Below are 15857 nucleotides of genomic sequence, written 5' to 3' on the forward strand. Positions count from 1 at the left end.
TTAAAACGGGACTTAAGGTAGGTCAAACCAGATCATCTGACTGTCTTGCAGCGCAGTAATGGTTGCTGTTTCATCAAATAGCAAGGCATCACCAGCTTTGACTAAATGATCTGCAATCATCACTTCACCTGAAATAACATGCACATAGTTCACTTTTTTCCGTGCTGTAACGTCTAGATGTTGATCCTTTTCAATGACCGCGGTTTTTACTTCAGCATTTTGACGGATCAGCATTGGTGCAGATTCATCACCTGCGATCAAGTGCCATTGGTTTGGATGATCTTTCGGATTGAGCTGAATTTGCTGATAGGTGGGTTCTGCATCTTGTACATTCGGTTGAATCCAGATCTGTAATAGATGCACCGCTTTATCATGCTTGTTCATTTCACTGTGAGTGACACCTGTACCCGCACTCATCAATTGCCATTCACCAGCATTGATCTGGCCTTCATTGCCCATGCTGTCTTTATGGGAAATGGTGCCATCCAGTACACAAGTCAGGATTTCCATATTGTCGTGCGGGTGAGTACCAAAACCATTGTGTGCAGCCACGGTATCATCATTAATGACGCGCAGGGCACTGACACCCATGTATTTCGGGTTGTACCAGCTACCAAATGAAAAACTATGATAGGTGTCTAACCAGCCTGCTTTAACATGACCACGATTTTCACTGCGATGTAGATAAGCATTCATCTTTCATCTCCCAAATTATTATGTTCTGCTTGATGCTTATATTATCGATTCATAATAGGGATAAACAGTCTTTTATTGCGACGTGTTGTTCTATAATTGAGATGATGGGGTTGCTTATTGTAAGGGTATAAAAAAGGCCGAATACAAGATTCAGCCTTTTAAGGTTTTATACAGAGGTATGAAACGCTTATTTTGATTTGTTTTCCAATTGTGGAATTGCAGAGCCTTGACCTACAGAAAGCAGACCAGTTTCTGTGTAGATACCCAATTTTGCACGTGTATCTGTGATATCAAGGTTACGCATGGTTAACTGACCGATACGATCCATCGGTGTAAACATCGAATCACCTTTCTCCATGGTCAAACGCTCAGCTTCATAAGTAAGGTTCGGAGATTCAGTGTTCATAATGGTGTAATCATTACCACGACGTAATTCGAGCGTTACAGTACCGGTAATCGCTTTCGCAACCCAACGTTGTGCAGTTTCACGAAGCATCAATGCTTGTGAATCGAACCAGCGACCTTGGTAAAGTAAACGACCTAAACGTAAACCGTTGATACGGTATTGTTCAATGGTATCTTCGTTATGAATACCGGTGACTAGACGCTCATAAGCAATGTGTAACAATGCCATGCCTGGTGCTTCATAAATACCGCGAGATTTTGCTTCGATAATACGGTTTTCGATCTGGTCAGACATACCTAAACCATGACGGCCACCGATACGGTTTGCTTCTAAAATAAATTCAACCGGATCTTCGATGCGTTGGCCATTGAGCGCAACCGGCATACCTTCTTCAAAAGTAATGCTCACTTGTTCTGGCTGGATTTCAACCTCGTCTTTCCAGAATGCCACGCCCATGATCGGATCTACGATTTTAATACCGGCATTGAGGTATTCTAAATCTTTGGCTTCATGTGTTGCGCCCAACATATTCGAGTCAGTTGAATAGGCTTTTTCTTTTGACATTTTATAGTCAAAGCCGTTGTCGATTAAGAATTGCGACATTTCGGCACGGCCACCTAACTCATCAATAAACTGTTGGTCTAACCACGGTTTATAGATTTTAAGGGCAGGGTTGGTCAATAAGCCGTAACGATAGAAACGTTCAATATCGTTACCTTTATAGGTTGAGCCATCACCCCAGATATTAACGTCATCTTCTTTCATTGCGGTGACCAGCATGGTACCGGTAACTGCACGACCTAAAGGTGTGGTATTGAAATAAGGAACACCACCTGTGCTGATATGGAATGCGCCACATTGAATCGCTGCAATACCTTCAAGCGCAAGTTGTAAACGACAATCGATTAATCGAGCTTTGACTGCACCGTACTGTTCAGCTTTCTTTGGAATAGCATCATAGTCATCTTCATCAGGTTGACCCAGATTTGCAGTGTATGCATAAGGCTCTGCGCCTTTCTGTTTCATCCATAATAAAGCTGCTGAAGTGTCTAAACCACCAGAGAAGGCAATCCCTACTTTTTTACCTACTGGTACATGCTGCAAGATCGTTGCATTATCAGTCATTGCTAGTCCTAACTATTTCGAAATAGGCACCCTAATACTTCGGTGACCAAAGAGAATTTATACGTTCCGTACTATATCACTTTTCAAATCGATTTTTTTTCTGTTAGGAGAGGAATTCTTTTTTTTTCATTTGAAAAATAGATTAACATCAGAAAAATATAAAGTTTTACGATAAACATAAAGTTTTTATGAAGATTCTAAACAGGGTGAAATAATAAAATGCTAGAAACACACAATCAAACGCTCTCTACATTACATCGCATTGTCGCGTTTATCTTGATATCAGATCTCGTTTATGTGATTTATAATTTATTTATGCACATGCCCCATTACTTTATCGGTGGTCTCTTCGGGCGTATAGCCTTGATTGCTATTCATTTCCTATGTGCGAAAAGTGTTCAGACGGGAACTACTCGTAGTCGTATTGGTTCAATCTTAATGACGGTCTTTATGCTCAATATGTTTCCTTTAGGAACGGTTGTGGCTGTTGTCATGCTGTTTTTCTCTCTATTCAGATGGGAAAAATATTCAACTTTTAAACTGCCAACTGAACTGCAAAAAAGTTAACGATGTCCTTGAAAATGAGCTCAAAGCGCATCATTTAGGCCAATAAATTGCTTCTCAATCGGGGTAAATACATGGTCCTGACGTGCAATCAGATAAAGACCGATATCCCGATACTGTTCAGGCGTTTCCCGATAGTATTGAATCTTGTATTTCTCAATCAATGACTTGGCAATCATGGAAATGCCCATACCCAACTGGGTAAAGTGAATTAAAGCTTCATGATCATAAATATGGGTGAGTTCACCCTTTTTGAGATTATAGTCGCTATAGATGCTATCCAGAGTTGTGGCATAGCAGCATTGTTCAGAGGCCAGCAAGATATTTTGATGATTCAGACACTCTTCAAGACTGTCGTGGTTAATCATATTTTTGCCAATAATCACCAGTTGATCATCCGCCTTTTGAATATATTGCAGGTTCTTTTGTTTTGGATGACCTAGTGCATAGGCCATATCCAGATTGCCCGCGAGGATTTCATCTTCAATATAGCCCGTCGAACCAGTTTTCATGGTAATCGAGAGGTCAGGATAAGCCTCATATAATTTGCTAAAAGATGGATAAAAACGCATGCCGCCGAGACTGGTATTGGTCCCGAAACGCAGTACGCTTTCTTGTTGATAGATTTTATTTTCGGTTTCCTCCCAGGTGAACATCATTTTTTTATATTGGGTATACAAATTCATGCCTGATTCAGTCAGTTCAACGCCTTTGGGTCTACGGATAAATAACTGGCGTTTGTAATGATTTTCAATCTTCTTGATTTTTGCAGTCATATTGGATTGTAAATGATTGAGCTTATGTGCCGCCGCCGTAATACTTTTCAGCTCGGCCACAGTCACAAAAGAACGGATATCATTAATATCAATATTCACGGCAATTCCTCAATCGTGCCAGCTCATCCATTCCGAAAGATAAAATTCAAAAAGGAGAGTCTGCTAAATGGGCATCAAAAAAAATGATGGATCTATTAAAACATAGCATTATTCATGATGTCATTTATTTTATACACTAACATGACTTTCCAAGGGTTGAGTACAACACGTGAATATTCGAGTCGTAAGCGCAATCGCGTTGTTATGTCTAGTCTGGGGTTCTTTATGGGGCTTGGTTAAACACAGTTTGCAAGTCTTTCCACCATTCCTGTTTATTTCTACACGTTTGATTCTGGCTGCACTGACTTTAATGATCATACAGCGAATGCTGAAGAAATCGATTCTGCCAAAACCGTCAGAGTGGAAGCCCTTGATGATTTTAAGCTTGCTGATTTGTCTAGGTTTCTATGCAACGCAAACTTTTGCGATGCAATTTGTGGATTCAGGATTATCGGCAGTGCTGGTCTTTACCATGCCAATTTTTATTGGGGTGCTGGCACATTATTTCTTAAACGAGCGTTTGAATAGCCAAAAGGGTATAGGGCTGGTTTTAGGTACATTGGGGCTGATCGCCATTCTCTGGCCACAACTGCAGCATATCCATATGAATACCTCATTGCTTGGACAAATTTTGTTAATTGGTTCTGGCTTCTTTTGGGCCTTATCAACGGTGTTTATTAAAAAGAATTTTGCGACGTATGACAAAATCAAGCTGACCATTTGGCAACTGTTATTAGGTGGCGCTGTTATTTTTGCTGGTGCTTTAGCTTTTGAGCCTGTAGATGTCCAGGTTTGGCTCAACCCTTTAAATGAATCTGCCTTATTTTATATTGCAGTGGTTGGAACAGGATTTGCATTTGCATTATGGAACTGGATCGTGAGTCAGGTGGATACTTTTGTTGCCTCGATCTCAATCATGTGTATTCCAATTCTGAGTCTAGTTTTTGGTTCGCTGATCTGGCATGAACCTTTAACCCTGAACATCTTAATCGGTGCGGTCTTTATTTGTCTGGGCATTGTGATGAGTTCGCTCAAAGTGAAAAAAACCAAAAGTCGTCTGGCTTATTCATGCAATCAACAGCCTTAAGCGATGTGCCATTTTTAAATGTTGGCGTAAAAAAGCAGTCAGTGAAATGGCTGCTTTTTTATAGGTCGATAATGAAGAATAGTTTCTAGTCATCACGTTAAATTGACACTTTCAACCATTAAAATTCGCCCTATAGTCATCCCAAATCAATAAAAAAGTATTAAAGTACTATGCAACAAGTTGCAAAGCCAAAATTAAAGAAGGAATACCATGACTAGCTATGCAAATATCTTAAAACCATTACATTTGGGTTTTACTACCATTAAAAACCGTGTCGTAATGGGCTCAATGCATTCAGGTTTAGAAGATCGTTTTTTTAATTATCCTAAACTTGCGGCTTATTTCGGTGAGCGTGCAAAGGGTGGTGTTGGCTTAATTATCACGGGGGGGATTTCTCCAAACCGTCAAGGCTGGTTATTACCAGCGGGCGGAACCATGAATAGTCTTGCAGATATTCCGCATCATCGTCTGGTCACGCATGCGGTACATAAACATGGTGCCAAGATTCTAATGCAGATTTTGCATTCCGGGCGTTATGGTTATCATCCTTTTTCAGTTTCTTCTTCTCCCATCCAGGCGCCGATTAATCCGTTTAAGCCGCGTCAGATGTCTGATTCACAGATTTTGGCCACCATTGACGATTATGCCCGTTGTGCCAGTCTGGCCAAAAAAGCCGGATATGATGGGGTAGAAATCATGGGTTCAGAAGGTTATCTAATTAACCAGTTCCTGAGCAGCCATGTGAATAAACGTACCGATCGGTGGGGCGGTGATATTGAAAACCGTATGCGTTTCCCGGTCGAAATCGTCAAGGCCATTCGTGCCAAAGTCGGTGAAAAATTTATTATTGCTTTCCGCCTGTCTTTGCTGGATTTGGTGCATGATGGCAATACCATGCAAGAAGTGATTGTGGTCGCCAAAGCATTGGAAAAAGCAGGCATTACTTTGTTGAATACCGGGATTGGCTGGCATGAAGCCCGTGTGCCGACCATTGTAACCTCTGTACCGCGTGCAGCATTTGTGGACTATACCGCAGCCGTGAAGCAGCATGTTTCTGTTCCGGTAATTGCATCGAATCGTATCAATATGCCGGATGTTGCTGAAGAAATCATTGCTTCAGGTAAGGCGGATATGGTGCAGATGGCACGTCCATTTTTGGCAGATCCGTATTGGGTCAATAAAACAGCCACCAATCGTGTTGATGAAATTAATACTTGTATTGCCTGTAACCAAGCCTGTTTAGATCATGCTTTTAAAAATCAAAGGGTCACTTGTCTGGTCAATCCACAAGCCTGTTTTGAAACTGAACTGGTCTATATCAAAACCAAAAAACCAAAACGTATCGCCGTGGTCGGTGGTGGTGTTGCAGGAATGTCTGCCGCAACAGTAGCTGCAAGTCGTGGTCATGCCGTGACCTTATTTGAAGCCAATGACGATGTTGGTGGGCAGTTTAATCTGGCCAAAGTAGTGCCTGGTAAAGAAGAGTTCCATGAAACCATTCGTTATTTTAAAGTGCAATTGAAGCAAACCGGTGTCGATGTGCGTTTAAATACGCGGATCAGTCGCGAACAATTAGAGCGAGAAGGCTTTGATGAGGTTGTGGTAGCAACAGGCGTGGTGCCACGTGCGTTAAAAATACAAGGCAGCACCGCACCGCAGGTCTTGTCTTATGCCGAGGTTTTGCGTGGTGCTGAGGTCGGACATAAAGTTGCAGTGATTGGTGCAGGCGGGATTGGCTTTGATGTATCAGAGTTTCTATTAAAGCCACCTCATCAGCCCCAGCCGCAACCTTTGGCAGAGTGGCAACGTGAATGGGGGGTTGACCCAAACCCGGATTATATTTCTGAAGGGGGCATGCAGCGTCCAGAAGTGGACGTTCCTGTGCGTCAGATTTATTTATTGCAACGTAAAACGACACCACTCGGAATTGGTCTGGGTAAAACTTCGGGTTGGGTGCATCGTGCGCAACTGAAAAAACATGCTGTACGTATGTTACGTGGTGTGCAGTATAAAGCAGTGACTGATGAAGGCTTATGGGTTGAACATAATGGACACGATCAATTGTTGCGCGTAGATACCATTGTGGTCTGTGCCGGACAAGAATCGGTCAAGGATTTAATGCCTAAAGAAGGTGAAAGTACTTTGGCAAACTATCATATTATTGGCGGAGCCAAGCTTGCTGCGGAGCTCGATGCAAAGCGAGCGATTCGAGATGGTGCTGAATTAGCCGCTAAACTGTAAAATTGATGAAACAATATGCATTTGAATACATTGCAGTTAAATTTCTCTTGTATAAACAGGGCAAGCTTTGTATTCTTACGCACATGGAAGCGTGGCAGAGCGGTTTAATGCACCGGTCTTGAAAACCGACGAGGGTGTGAGTCCTCCGTGAGTTCGAATCTCACCGCTTCCGCCAAATATCTTAAAGGGAATCAAACATATAGTTTGATTCCCTTTTTCTTTGTCACAACTTTGGCACGCTTTGAAATTTTAGTAATTTCTTCTTTGTTCTTATTCAAGTTAATCTATTTTTACATCATTGTGTGCCAATTAAAGGAATAGCCCTGTTATCAAGGTTAATCGAACTTCACCGTAGATTGGGGCAAACTGGATGCTAATTCGACATATCCAGATCATCATATTCGTTCAAGGTCTTACCTTGTTGAATATGCTCCTGATAATGTTTAGCACGTAGCAGATCGAGTTCTGAACCGGACATACCATCTTTCCAGTAGCCTGCAATACGTACGTCGTTTTTATGCAAGTGTTTGTCTTCTAGAAAAAATTGACGTAAGGCCCTTGCTTCATTGCGTTCGCAAGCCGCCCAAATCGTCGTATTTTCATAAATTTTTAGTGCAAATGCCGCTTTTAAAAGAAGACCTTTTTGTGGTGTGTGATGTTCTTTATGGAACGAATGGATTTTTACATGGTCATGGTGGGGGAATTGGCGAGCAATATCTTTTTCAAAACTTTCAATGAAAATATCAGCACTTACGCCATTTTCCCATTCGTTCAGTATCGAATATAACGCGGGTACAGCCGTATCATCGGCAAACATGACCACATGTTTTTGATGGATAAAATTGGGTATAAAATGAGGGCGGGGACCAATAAGCCCGATTTTTGTACCCACTTGAGCCGAATTAAGCCATTGCATTGCTGGGCTTAAATCTTCATGTTTAACAAAATCAATTTCGATTTGAGCATTTACAGGATCGAATGAACGTACCGTATACACACGTGAGATGGGATGTCCCTCTGGTGAATGGCTCACAATTAAGCGAATGGCCAAATTGGGAGCTTGCCAAAGCTCTGGTTGTAATGTGTTGATTTTTCCTTGAATTCTTACAATGGATGGAAAAGGGGAATGGATTGAGATAATGGTCATCTCAAGCTGTTCCAGATCTTGTAAATGGTCTTTCTGTTTGAGTATATCGCTATATTCTGGTTTTGTTTTTTCTGCAATTTTTGTCATATATATCACCTAAGCTTAATGACGACTATAGAGCGAGATAATGGTTATAAATGTAATCTCTTTATCGGTTACGATAACCAATTCTTGTATAAATGTAAATAATAATTATTATCAATTGTGGGTTTTAGTCAATAAGGCTACTCTCTAAGTCATTAAATCTAAAAGTAAATGATTAATTGATAGTTTTGATATCTATGATTTTTCATCAAGAATTTTAAACCAATTAATGGCGGTGCTCTTATGGTATTAATTGAAAATGATTATCATTTATATTATTGTGAAGAGATATCTATGCTTCAAACCAAGAGCAAAAAAGGACGAAATTTTATAGCCTTGTTTTGAAGATTAGATGGGGCAGTACTGAATAAATAATCGGGTGAGGAAATTGATAAATGCTAAACGATTTTAATCAAAATTTAGAGCAAATGAATCATAAAAATAACAACATAGAAAATTTCTTAAAGCGAATTTATGACAATATTTTTGATCGGACGTCCAATCGAACAGCAATCATTTTTGAAGACCGTAGCATCAACTATGCTGAGGTCGGGGCCCAGGTCGCCAAAGTCATGTCTGCGCTAAAAAAGCAAGACTTGGCGGCAGGGTCAGTGGTTGCAATTTGCCTGAGAAAAAGTCCTGAGCATATCTATACCGCTTTGGCATGTGCGTTAACAGGCATTATCTGGCTACCTGTAGATATGGATTCACCGCTGTCGAGACTGAACTATTTATTGACGAATAGTCGGGCAGATGTGGTGGTGAGTGACGCACCCATTGCTGGTGTTCAAAACCTAAATATTAATGAAATTTTATCGGCTACCACTGAGGATGAACCGAGCTTTAATGCCGAAATTAACCGGCTTCCGGCATATTATTTATATACCTCGGGAAGTACAGGCACTCCGAAATGTGTGGTCTTAAATAATCAGGCCACTGCAAACACGCTACAGCAGACGATTTCGAAATGGGAAATGACTGCTGATGACGTCATTATGGCAGTAACACCGTTCCATCATGATATGTCAGTATTTGATGTATTCGCTTCAATGGCCGTTGGTGCAACGTTGGTGGTACCATCTTTTGAACAGAATAAAAATGCTGTTGTCTGGGCCGATCTGGTAGATCGTTGCAAAGTTACGCTTTGGAGCAGTGTGCCTGCCATTGTCGATATGCTATTCAGTGTGGCTCGTAAAGAACAGTTACGGTCTTTGCGTTTAATTGCCCAAGGCGGCGACTATATCAAACCTGCACTCATCTCGAAGTTAAGACAACAATTACCTCACGCGCGTTTATTTTCATTAGGTGGACCTACAGAGACCACGATTTGGAGTATATGGCATGAAATTGATGAGCAAGATCAGGACATTATTCCGTATGGAAAAGCTTTAGAAAATAACCGATATTTTATTTTGGATGAAAATCTGAAGCCTTGCCCAATGGGTGAGGTCGGTACGATGTATATGACTGGGCTTAACTTATCAAATGGCTATTTACTGAATGGAGAAATTTATTATAAGGATTTCGTTGATCTTCCGCTAAGCGACAATGAAACGCAAACGGCTTTCCGCATGAGTGATCAAGGCTATGTCCGGGAAGATGGAAATATTATTTTTGCGGGGCGTGAGGAAGGTTATTTAAAGATAAAAGGCGTGAGAATCTCTGCGGTTGAGGTTGAAAATGCTTTGACAAAGAACCCGTATATTCATAATTGTGTGGTAATCAGTTGTGTACATCCAACCACTGAAACTCAAGAGTTAGTCGCTGTTTATACCCTAGATAATAAATCTGAAACTACGGGCTTAAGTCATCACGAATTAAAGAACTTTTTAAAAGTACATTTGCCAAGTTCTCATATTCCTTCGAAATATTTGGGCATCGACATCATACCTTTGACCCGAAATGGCAAAATTGATCGTAAAGCTGTGCAAGAAATCGCTCAGGGGAAACTTTACGTATCTGCTACGTGGTCTGCAAATTCCTCTACAACACCGCCATCAATTGCTGAGGTAGGAGATTCGGTTTTATCAGTTTTCCGTGACTGCATCGCGAATAGCCAAGCTGAAAAAATGGATATTTTTTATAGAAGTGAAATATTGGATATAGGCATTCGTCCGAAACAGCTCATGAAGATTGCCCAGAAACTTTCTCAGAAGCTCAGTACCGAAATTGATTTTTATACATTGATGAGCTGCAAAACAATTCAGGATGTGGTGAATAAAGTAGAGCAGCAAATCAGATAGGGAAATTGAAATGTGCTTAAAAGGAAGTTGAGTTGTTCGCTTTTAAGCACATGGTGGCGTCTAGGGCGACTAGATTTGAGTTAAGGTCGCCTGAATTTTTTCACAGATACTTTTGACTGTTGCAGTCGGGAAGCGGTGGGCTTGATACGTAATGATCATGCTTAACTGATGTTGCTCATCAATCACATTTTCCATTATTTCAAAATGTAATCCGAACATCGATTCATCACGTTCCGGCAAGATCTGGCGATAAGGAAGGTCTTGTCCCTGAGGTGTTTTGAGCGCGCCGTTTAAAGCGTTATTTGAATGGATATGAATAAACACATCAAATAACAGTCCTTCAGTTGCGCTCATCCCTAATGCATTTTGAATATGGTTGATTGGAATATCGGCATAGGCCATCGAGGTATTGATCATTGTGCTGATATTGTGGAGCAATGATTGGAATGAATCTGAAGGGCTAAACCGTGTGCGATGCGCCACCATGGTCGTAAAGTAACCCACCGTATCAAAAAACTCGGGATCAGTTCGTCCAGATGCAGAAGTACCGATCACAATATCTTCTAAATCACCTTGTTGCTGTAAGGCATTGGCGATTGCCGTGTAGAGAACCGCGAAAATGGAAGAGCTGTGTTGTCTCGAAAATGCGAGCAGCTTTTCATACATTTCCGGTGCAAATTTAAGTTCGAGCCATTGGACTGGCGGTTTTTCCTGTTCAGCATTTAATTCATTTTGCGAAACAGGGAGATATAAACCTTTGGTTGCTCCTCTTAACAGCTTAGTCCAATAATTTAGATGGTCTTGATTGATCCCTTGTTTTTGCTGCAGTAAAGAAAAATCAAGAATGGATTGAGCGGGTGCCTTCCAGCGAGGCGCTTCAGCATTTGAGCGAGCAAGATAAGCATGTGCAAGATCAGCCATAATGGTATTTAAAGACCATTCATCAATCACCATGTGATGAACTAAAAATGATAGAGTTTGGCGGCCTTGAGCATTTCGAAATAAACGAATCCTGAGTGGAAGTTCGCGAGTTAAATCAAATTGATATGCAGCTTCACTGGCAAGCGTTGCATCTTTACTTTCGGCACTGTTCCAAAACCATTTGAATTGTTGAAGTTCAGATATAGGAACAACCTGTTGATCGGTTTGACCACTGGCGCGATTAAATATTGTGCGTAAACCGGCATGGCGCTCAACAATATCTGTAAAGGCTTGCAAGAAAATATCTTCATCAATTTCTTCAAGGAATTCTACGGCAAATGGCAAGTTATAAATTGGGCTAAAATCGAAAGCAGAATAAGCTTGCCATAGGAAATCTTGAGCTAAAGTCAGCGGGGCTTTTTCGACACGTTGTAAGGTGGATTTTTCAGTTTTTGCAGACTTAACCAAAGCATATTGGGCTAAATCAGCGGCAGAGGGCGATTTAAAGAAATCATTAAATTGAATCTCAATGCCATGCTTATTGAGTAAGTTTCCAATAATTCGGGTTGCTAATAGTGAATGACCGCCAAAATCAAAAAAGTCATCATGGAGGCTCATTTCTGGTTCAGCGAGCGTATTTCGGAACTCTTCTAAAATAATTTCTGAAATATCGATTTGCTTGGATTGTTCCGATGCTTTGATAGGACTTACATTTAGATGATTCGGGATATCAATTTCCCTTAGCAGCAATGGCAAATGATTTGCTGAATATTGCTGATAACGATGTTGTATAGCCTGAATGAAATCTGTCGTTTGATAGCTTTGGTCAAGAATAGGGTGGAGCACTAAAATAAGAAAATAGTCGTGGTCTGTTTCGACCAAACGTGTAAAAAAAGGTGGATGAGTTTCTGCATTCCATGATTGTGCTTTTAATGTCGCCACTTGCTCAAATACGTGTTCTGTATTGTCCTTTCTTACTTCTAGACAAGATGAAGGGTCATCATATGGAGTTTTGTATAAATCACCTTCCTCACTCAATATATAGCGGACATTTAGGTCAGGCGTGGTGTTAATCATGTCTTGAAGTGCATTGATCAGCCCTTGCATATCCAGACCTTGATCCAGCTTCCATAGGTTAAAACGTCGATTAATTTGTTCAGGCTGCTGGAATTGCAACATCCAGATATGCGCTTCGTGATCAGTCACTGGAATAAGAGAGGGGGCTTTGGAAAATTGTTCCAACATAAATGAATCCTGGTTTATCAAATGGCTATTTTCATCAATTTTCATTTCGCAAATTTCTTACATCAGATTAAATTTCATATAATTCATAATGTTATAAATTTACTTGTTTGCAAAAAATTGATCTGTTTCTAATGAGTTGATGTCCACATGAACTGTACTGATGTAACAGTAGGGTTACATTTTACCTTTAAACATACTATAATTGATTCTCATTTACATCAAGATTATTATTTTCATTAAGTTTGGGTGACTGGCAATGACGAATTTTTAAAATATAAGATAAATAATAAGTTGTTGATTAATATTTATTTTATTCGGAATTGGCTGGGCAAAAATAATTTAAAGATGAAAAAAACGATCCTGAGGATATGACCGTGATTGTGCATATTCAAAAGGAACCTATTTGGTTGTCTCGATAAAATTGAGGTGTTTTCATGAGCATATTCAATCATGAAAGGACAATAAGCCTATCTAATGTTGAACAAATTTTGCCTACCTTGTGCTGGAACGGGCCAAATTTGCAAATTGCATCGTTTGTTTTCGGTTCGAGTGGGGCATACCACTGATGCAATGGGGCTTATTCTGTATTTTTATCATTTTATGCATTTGTTCATTGTTGCTCGGAGCTGAGCAAATACAATGGTCTGCTTTGCTTACTTTTTCTCATGAGAGTTGGCTTACACTCACGGCCAGCCGTATCCCCCGTTTAATGACCATTGTGCTGACCGGAATCGGACTGGCGGTGTGTGGCGTCATCCTACAGCATATTGTGCGTAACAAGTTTGTTGAACCGGAAACTTCGGGTGGTCTGGATGCTGCCAAACTGGGAATTTTAGTGTCATTAACATTAGTTCCGGTAACCAGCACGCTGAGTAAAATGATATTTGCGATCTTTTTTTGTTTTATTGCCAGCTTGATTTATATCGCCATTATCCGCCGTATTCATTTTAGAAATACCGTTTTAGTCCCCGTCATTGGCTTGATGTATGGCAGTGTACTCACTGCCTTAGCTGAGTTTTATGCCTATCGCTTTAATATTTTACAAAGTATGCAAGGGTGGCTTTTGGGAGATTTTTCGAAAATTATCCAAGGTCACTATGAAGTCATTTACCTTATTTTTCCGATTGTTGTCCTGACTTATCTTTTTGCCCATCGCTTTACCGTGATTGGTATGGGCGAGGAGATGGCGGCGAGCTTGGGGGTTCGTTATGCAGCGATAGCAGCCAGCGGTCTAATACTGGTTGCGATTACCGTTTCAACAACTGTCATTACCGTAGGTGCAATTCCTTTTGTCGGGCTCGTGGTTCCCAATCTAGTCGCACTGAAATACGGAGAAAACTTAGCTAAAACCTTGCCGATTGTGGCTTTAGGCGGGGCATCGCTCTTACTTTTTTGCGATATTTTCGGTCGCTTAATCATTTATCCATTTGAAGTACCGATTGGACTGACCGCCGGTGGGATAGGGGGCTTTATTTTCCTCATCCTCATTTTGAGGGAGTTCAGATAATGCGTATCACAAAGTTATGGCTGATTTATCTGATTGTTGCCTGTCTGGCCGTATGTTTTCTATTTTTAAACTCAGGACTCGACGTTGAATACGTCATTCCTCACCGACTGCTGCGTCTTGCCACCATTGTTGTAGCGGGGATGTGTATTGCGGTGTCTTCGATTGTTTTTCAGACCTTGGTCGGTAATCGTATTTTAACCCCTTCAATTATGGGCTATGAAGCGGTTTATTTGTTATGGCAAGTGTTATTGCTGTTTGTTTGGGGGACATATGGATTAAGTCAGTTAGGGGTAAATGGTAATTTCTTTATCTCTATTGTTTTAATGCTGCTGTATTCATGGTTCATCCATACCTGGTTATTGCCCTATGGCAAAAAAGATGTCTTTTTACTGCTACTTTTGGGGTTAGTACTGACCATGGTCATCGGGACGGTTACCCAATTTATTCAACTCAAAATCAGTCCCGGCGAATTCTCTGTGTTCCAGGGCCTGAGTTATGCTTCGTTTAATCGTGCTCAAACAGATACTTTATTGTATGCCAGCTTAGCCGTAGTCATTACTTTATTTCTCGCTAGAAAAGCACTTCCTGTTCTGGATGTTCTGGTTTTAGGGCGTGAGCAAGCCATTTCATTAGGCATTCATCATCACCGTTATGTCAGTTTTTATTTAGCCCTGATCGCTGTCCTTGTTGCGGTATCGACCAGTCTCATTGGCCCGACTGTATTCATGGGCGTCTTCATTGCCAATATGACCTATGCATTAGCCAAAAGTTATCAGCATAAATTAACGCTACCCATGGGGTGTGCGCTCACCATTGCCATATTTATTGCAGCTCAGATTCTCGTTGAGCATGTTTTTAATTACAAAACCACGGTCAGCATTCTGGTCAATCTGGTATGCGGCATTTATTTCCTTGCGTTGGCGGTTCGTACCCGAGGTGTTACATGATTCAGGTCAGAAATATCCATAAGTCATACGGGAATAAGCCCGTACTTAGGGACATCAATATTGAATTTCCTACAGGTCAGGTGACGTCACTGATTGGTCCAAATGGCGCAGGAAAATCAACTTTGCTCATGATGATGGCCCGTTTAATTGAGCCAGATCAGGGCGAGATTTTTTTGAATCAACAAAATATTGCCGATATTAAAACGGCTGCTTATGCCAAACATGTCGCGACTTTGCGTCAGGCGCCTGGCTTTAATTTGCGTTTAACCGTAGAAGAACTGGTTTCATTTGGACGCTTTCCTTATAGCCGTGGTGTTTTAAGCGAACAGGACCATCAGTTGATTGATGAAGCGATTGAGTTTCTTTCTTTAGAGCCACTGCGCAAAGCTTATATCGATGAAATTAGTGGTGGGCAAAGGCAAATGGCTTTTTTGGCAATGACCATCGCGCAGCAGACAGACCTACTTTTATTAGATGAACCTTTAAATAACCTTGATATGAAACATGCCGTTCAGATTATGCGTGCACTCAGACGCTTATGTGATGAACAAGGGCGCACTGTGATTTTAGTCATTCATGATATCAATTTTGCCACGAATTATTCAGATCATATTGTCGCGCTGAAGAACGGCAAACTTCATTTCAGTGGGTTAACGGAACAAGTGATTACAGAGACGCAATTAAATGATCTGTACGAGCTTGATTTTGAAATTACATACAGTGAGCGTGGCTGTATGTGTAATTACTTCAACTCATCCGGAGCTTGAAT

12 protein-coding genes and 1 tRNA gene are annotated in these 15857 nt (G+C 40.9%); 8 read left to right on the plus strand and 5 right to left on the minus strand.

Annotated elements, in window-relative coordinates; all coding sequences use genetic code 11:
- Positions 1-12 precede the first annotated feature (12 nt).
- Both J699_RS13445 and argG read right to left on the minus strand, forming a co-directional pair.
- A complete protein-coding gene (locus J699_RS13445) occupies positions 13-696 on the minus strand; it encodes a pirin family protein (protein ID WP_032866728.1) in 684 nt (227 codons plus the stop codon).
- Positions 697-883: 187 nt separating this feature from the next.
- Positions 884-2227 carry an argininosuccinate synthase gene (gene argG, locus J699_RS13440; RefSeq protein ID WP_005231277.1) on the minus strand — a complete coding sequence of 448 codons (1344 nt, stop codon included), beginning with the start codon at positions 2225-2227 and terminating at the stop codon, positions 884-886.
- Between the two features lie 219 nt (positions 2228-2446).
- On the opposite strand from argG, the gene J699_RS0218580 reads away from it, so the two are divergent.
- Complete coding sequence (locus J699_RS0218580; RefSeq protein ID WP_032866729.1) at positions 2447-2794, plus strand: hypothetical protein; 348 nt, start codon at positions 2447-2449, stop codon at positions 2792-2794.
- A 20-nt stretch (positions 2795-2814) separates the two neighbouring features.
- Here J699_RS0218580 and J699_RS13435 read toward each other — a convergent pair whose 3' ends face one another.
- Positions 2815-3666, minus strand: coding sequence for a LysR family transcriptional regulator (locus J699_RS13435; RefSeq protein ID WP_032866730.1), 852 nt, complete (start codon positions 3664-3666; stop codon positions 2815-2817).
- 169 nt (positions 3667-3835) lie between these two features.
- Here J699_RS13435 and J699_RS13430 point away from each other — a divergent pair, with 169 nt between their 5' ends.
- From J699_RS13430 to J699_RS13420, 3 genes are all read left to right on the plus strand, one after another.
- On the plus strand, positions 3836-4753 hold the full coding sequence (locus J699_RS13430) for a DMT family transporter (protein ID WP_032866731.1): 918 nt from the start codon (positions 3836-3838) through the stop codon (positions 4751-4753).
- A gap of 210 nt (positions 4754-4963) precedes the next feature.
- The gene (locus J699_RS13425) at positions 4964-6994 is read left to right on the plus strand and encodes an NADPH-dependent 2,4-dienoyl-CoA reductase (RefSeq protein WP_032866733.1); all 2031 of its coding nucleotides are present in this window, start codon (positions 4964-4966) and stop codon (positions 6992-6994) included.
- 85 nt (positions 6995-7079) lie between these two features.
- A tRNA-Ser gene (locus J699_RS13420) sits at positions 7080-7169 on the plus strand.
- A gap of 198 nt (positions 7170-7367) precedes the next feature.
- On the opposite strand, the gene J699_RS13415 is transcribed toward J699_RS13420, so the two are convergent.
- On the minus strand, positions 7368-8228 hold the full coding sequence (locus tag J699_RS13415; protein ID WP_032866735.1) for a siderophore-interacting protein: 861 nt from the start codon (positions 8226-8228) through the stop codon (positions 7368-7370).
- A 392-nt stretch (positions 8229-8620) separates the two neighbouring features.
- Here J699_RS13415 and J699_RS13410 point away from each other — a divergent pair, with 392 nt between their 5' ends.
- Positions 8621-10468 carry an AMP-binding protein gene (locus J699_RS13410; RefSeq protein WP_032866737.1) on the plus strand — a complete coding sequence of 616 codons (1848 nt, stop codon included), beginning with the start codon at positions 8621-8623 and terminating at the stop codon, positions 10466-10468.
- A 69-nt stretch (positions 10469-10537) separates the two neighbouring features.
- Here J699_RS13410 and J699_RS13405 read toward each other — a convergent pair whose 3' ends face one another.
- Positions 10538-12568, minus strand: coding sequence for a condensation domain-containing protein (locus J699_RS13405; protein WP_104021881.1), 2031 nt, complete (start codon positions 12566-12568; stop codon positions 10538-10540).
- 631 nt (positions 12569-13199) lie between these two features.
- On the opposite strand from J699_RS13405, the gene J699_RS13400 reads away from it, so the two are divergent.
- The 3 genes from J699_RS13400 to J699_RS13390 are packed head-to-tail and all read left to right on the plus strand — an operon-like array spanning position 13200 to position 15855.
- Positions 13200-14141, plus strand: a complete 942-nt coding sequence (locus J699_RS13400; RefSeq protein ID WP_032866739.1) for an ABC transporter permease — start codon at positions 13200-13202, stop codon at positions 14139-14141.
- The gene (locus J699_RS13395) at positions 14141-15088 is read left to right on the plus strand and encodes an iron chelate uptake ABC transporter family permease subunit (RefSeq protein ID WP_032866741.1); all 948 of its coding nucleotides are present in this window, start codon (positions 14141-14143) and stop codon (positions 15086-15088) included. The genes J699_RS13400 and J699_RS13395 overlap by 1 nt, the downstream gene beginning before the upstream one ends.
- On the plus strand, positions 15085-15855 hold the full coding sequence (locus J699_RS13390) for an ABC transporter ATP-binding protein (RefSeq protein ID WP_032866744.1): 771 nt from the start codon (positions 15085-15087) through the stop codon (positions 15853-15855). Before J699_RS13395 ends, J699_RS13390 begins: the two co-directional genes overlap by 4 nt.
- Positions 15856-15857: the final 2 nt, after the last annotated feature.

It is taken from the genome of Acinetobacter sp. 1000160, assembly GCF_000588715.1.
GTDB classification, from domain to species: Bacteria; Pseudomonadota; Gammaproteobacteria; order Pseudomonadales; family Moraxellaceae; genus Acinetobacter; species Acinetobacter courvalinii.

What these genes read in the sequence shown, in the direction of transcription:
- J699_RS13445 (WP_032866728.1), bottom strand. Translation starts at nt 696, where the DNA reads ATGAATGCTTATCTACATCGCAGTGAAAATCGTGGTCATGTTAAAGCA.
- argG (WP_005231277.1), bottom strand. Translation starts at nt 2,227, where the DNA reads ATGACTGATAATGCAACGATCTTGCAGCATGTACCAGTAGGTAAAAAA.
- J699_RS0218580 (WP_032866729.1), top strand. Translation starts at nt 2,447, where the DNA reads ATGCTAGAAACACACAATCAAACGCTCTCTACATTACATCGCATTGTC.
- J699_RS13425 (WP_032866733.1), top strand. Translation starts at nt 4,964, where the DNA reads ATGACTAGCTATGCAAATATCTTAAAACCATTACATTTGGGTTTTACT.
- J699_RS13415 (WP_032866735.1), bottom strand. Translation starts at nt 8,228, where the DNA reads ATGACAAAAATTGCAGAAAAAACAAAACCAGAATATAGCGATATACTC.
- J699_RS13410 (WP_032866737.1), top strand. Translation starts at nt 8,621, where the DNA reads ATGCTAAACGATTTTAATCAAAATTTAGAGCAAATGAATCATAAAAAT.
- J699_RS13405 (WP_104021881.1), bottom strand. Translation starts at nt 12,568, where the DNA reads ATGTTGCAATTCCAGCAGCCTGAACAAATTAATCGACGTTTTAACCTA.
- J699_RS13400 (WP_032866739.1), top strand. Translation starts at nt 13,200, where the DNA reads ATGCAATGGGGCTTATTCTGTATTTTTATCATTTTATGCATTTGTTCA.
- J699_RS13395 (WP_032866741.1), top strand. Translation starts at nt 14,141, where the DNA reads ATGCGTATCACAAAGTTATGGCTGATTTATCTGATTGTTGCCTGTCTG.
- J699_RS13390 (WP_032866744.1), top strand. Translation starts at nt 15,085, where the DNA reads ATGATTCAGGTCAGAAATATCCATAAGTCATACGGGAATAAGCCCGTA.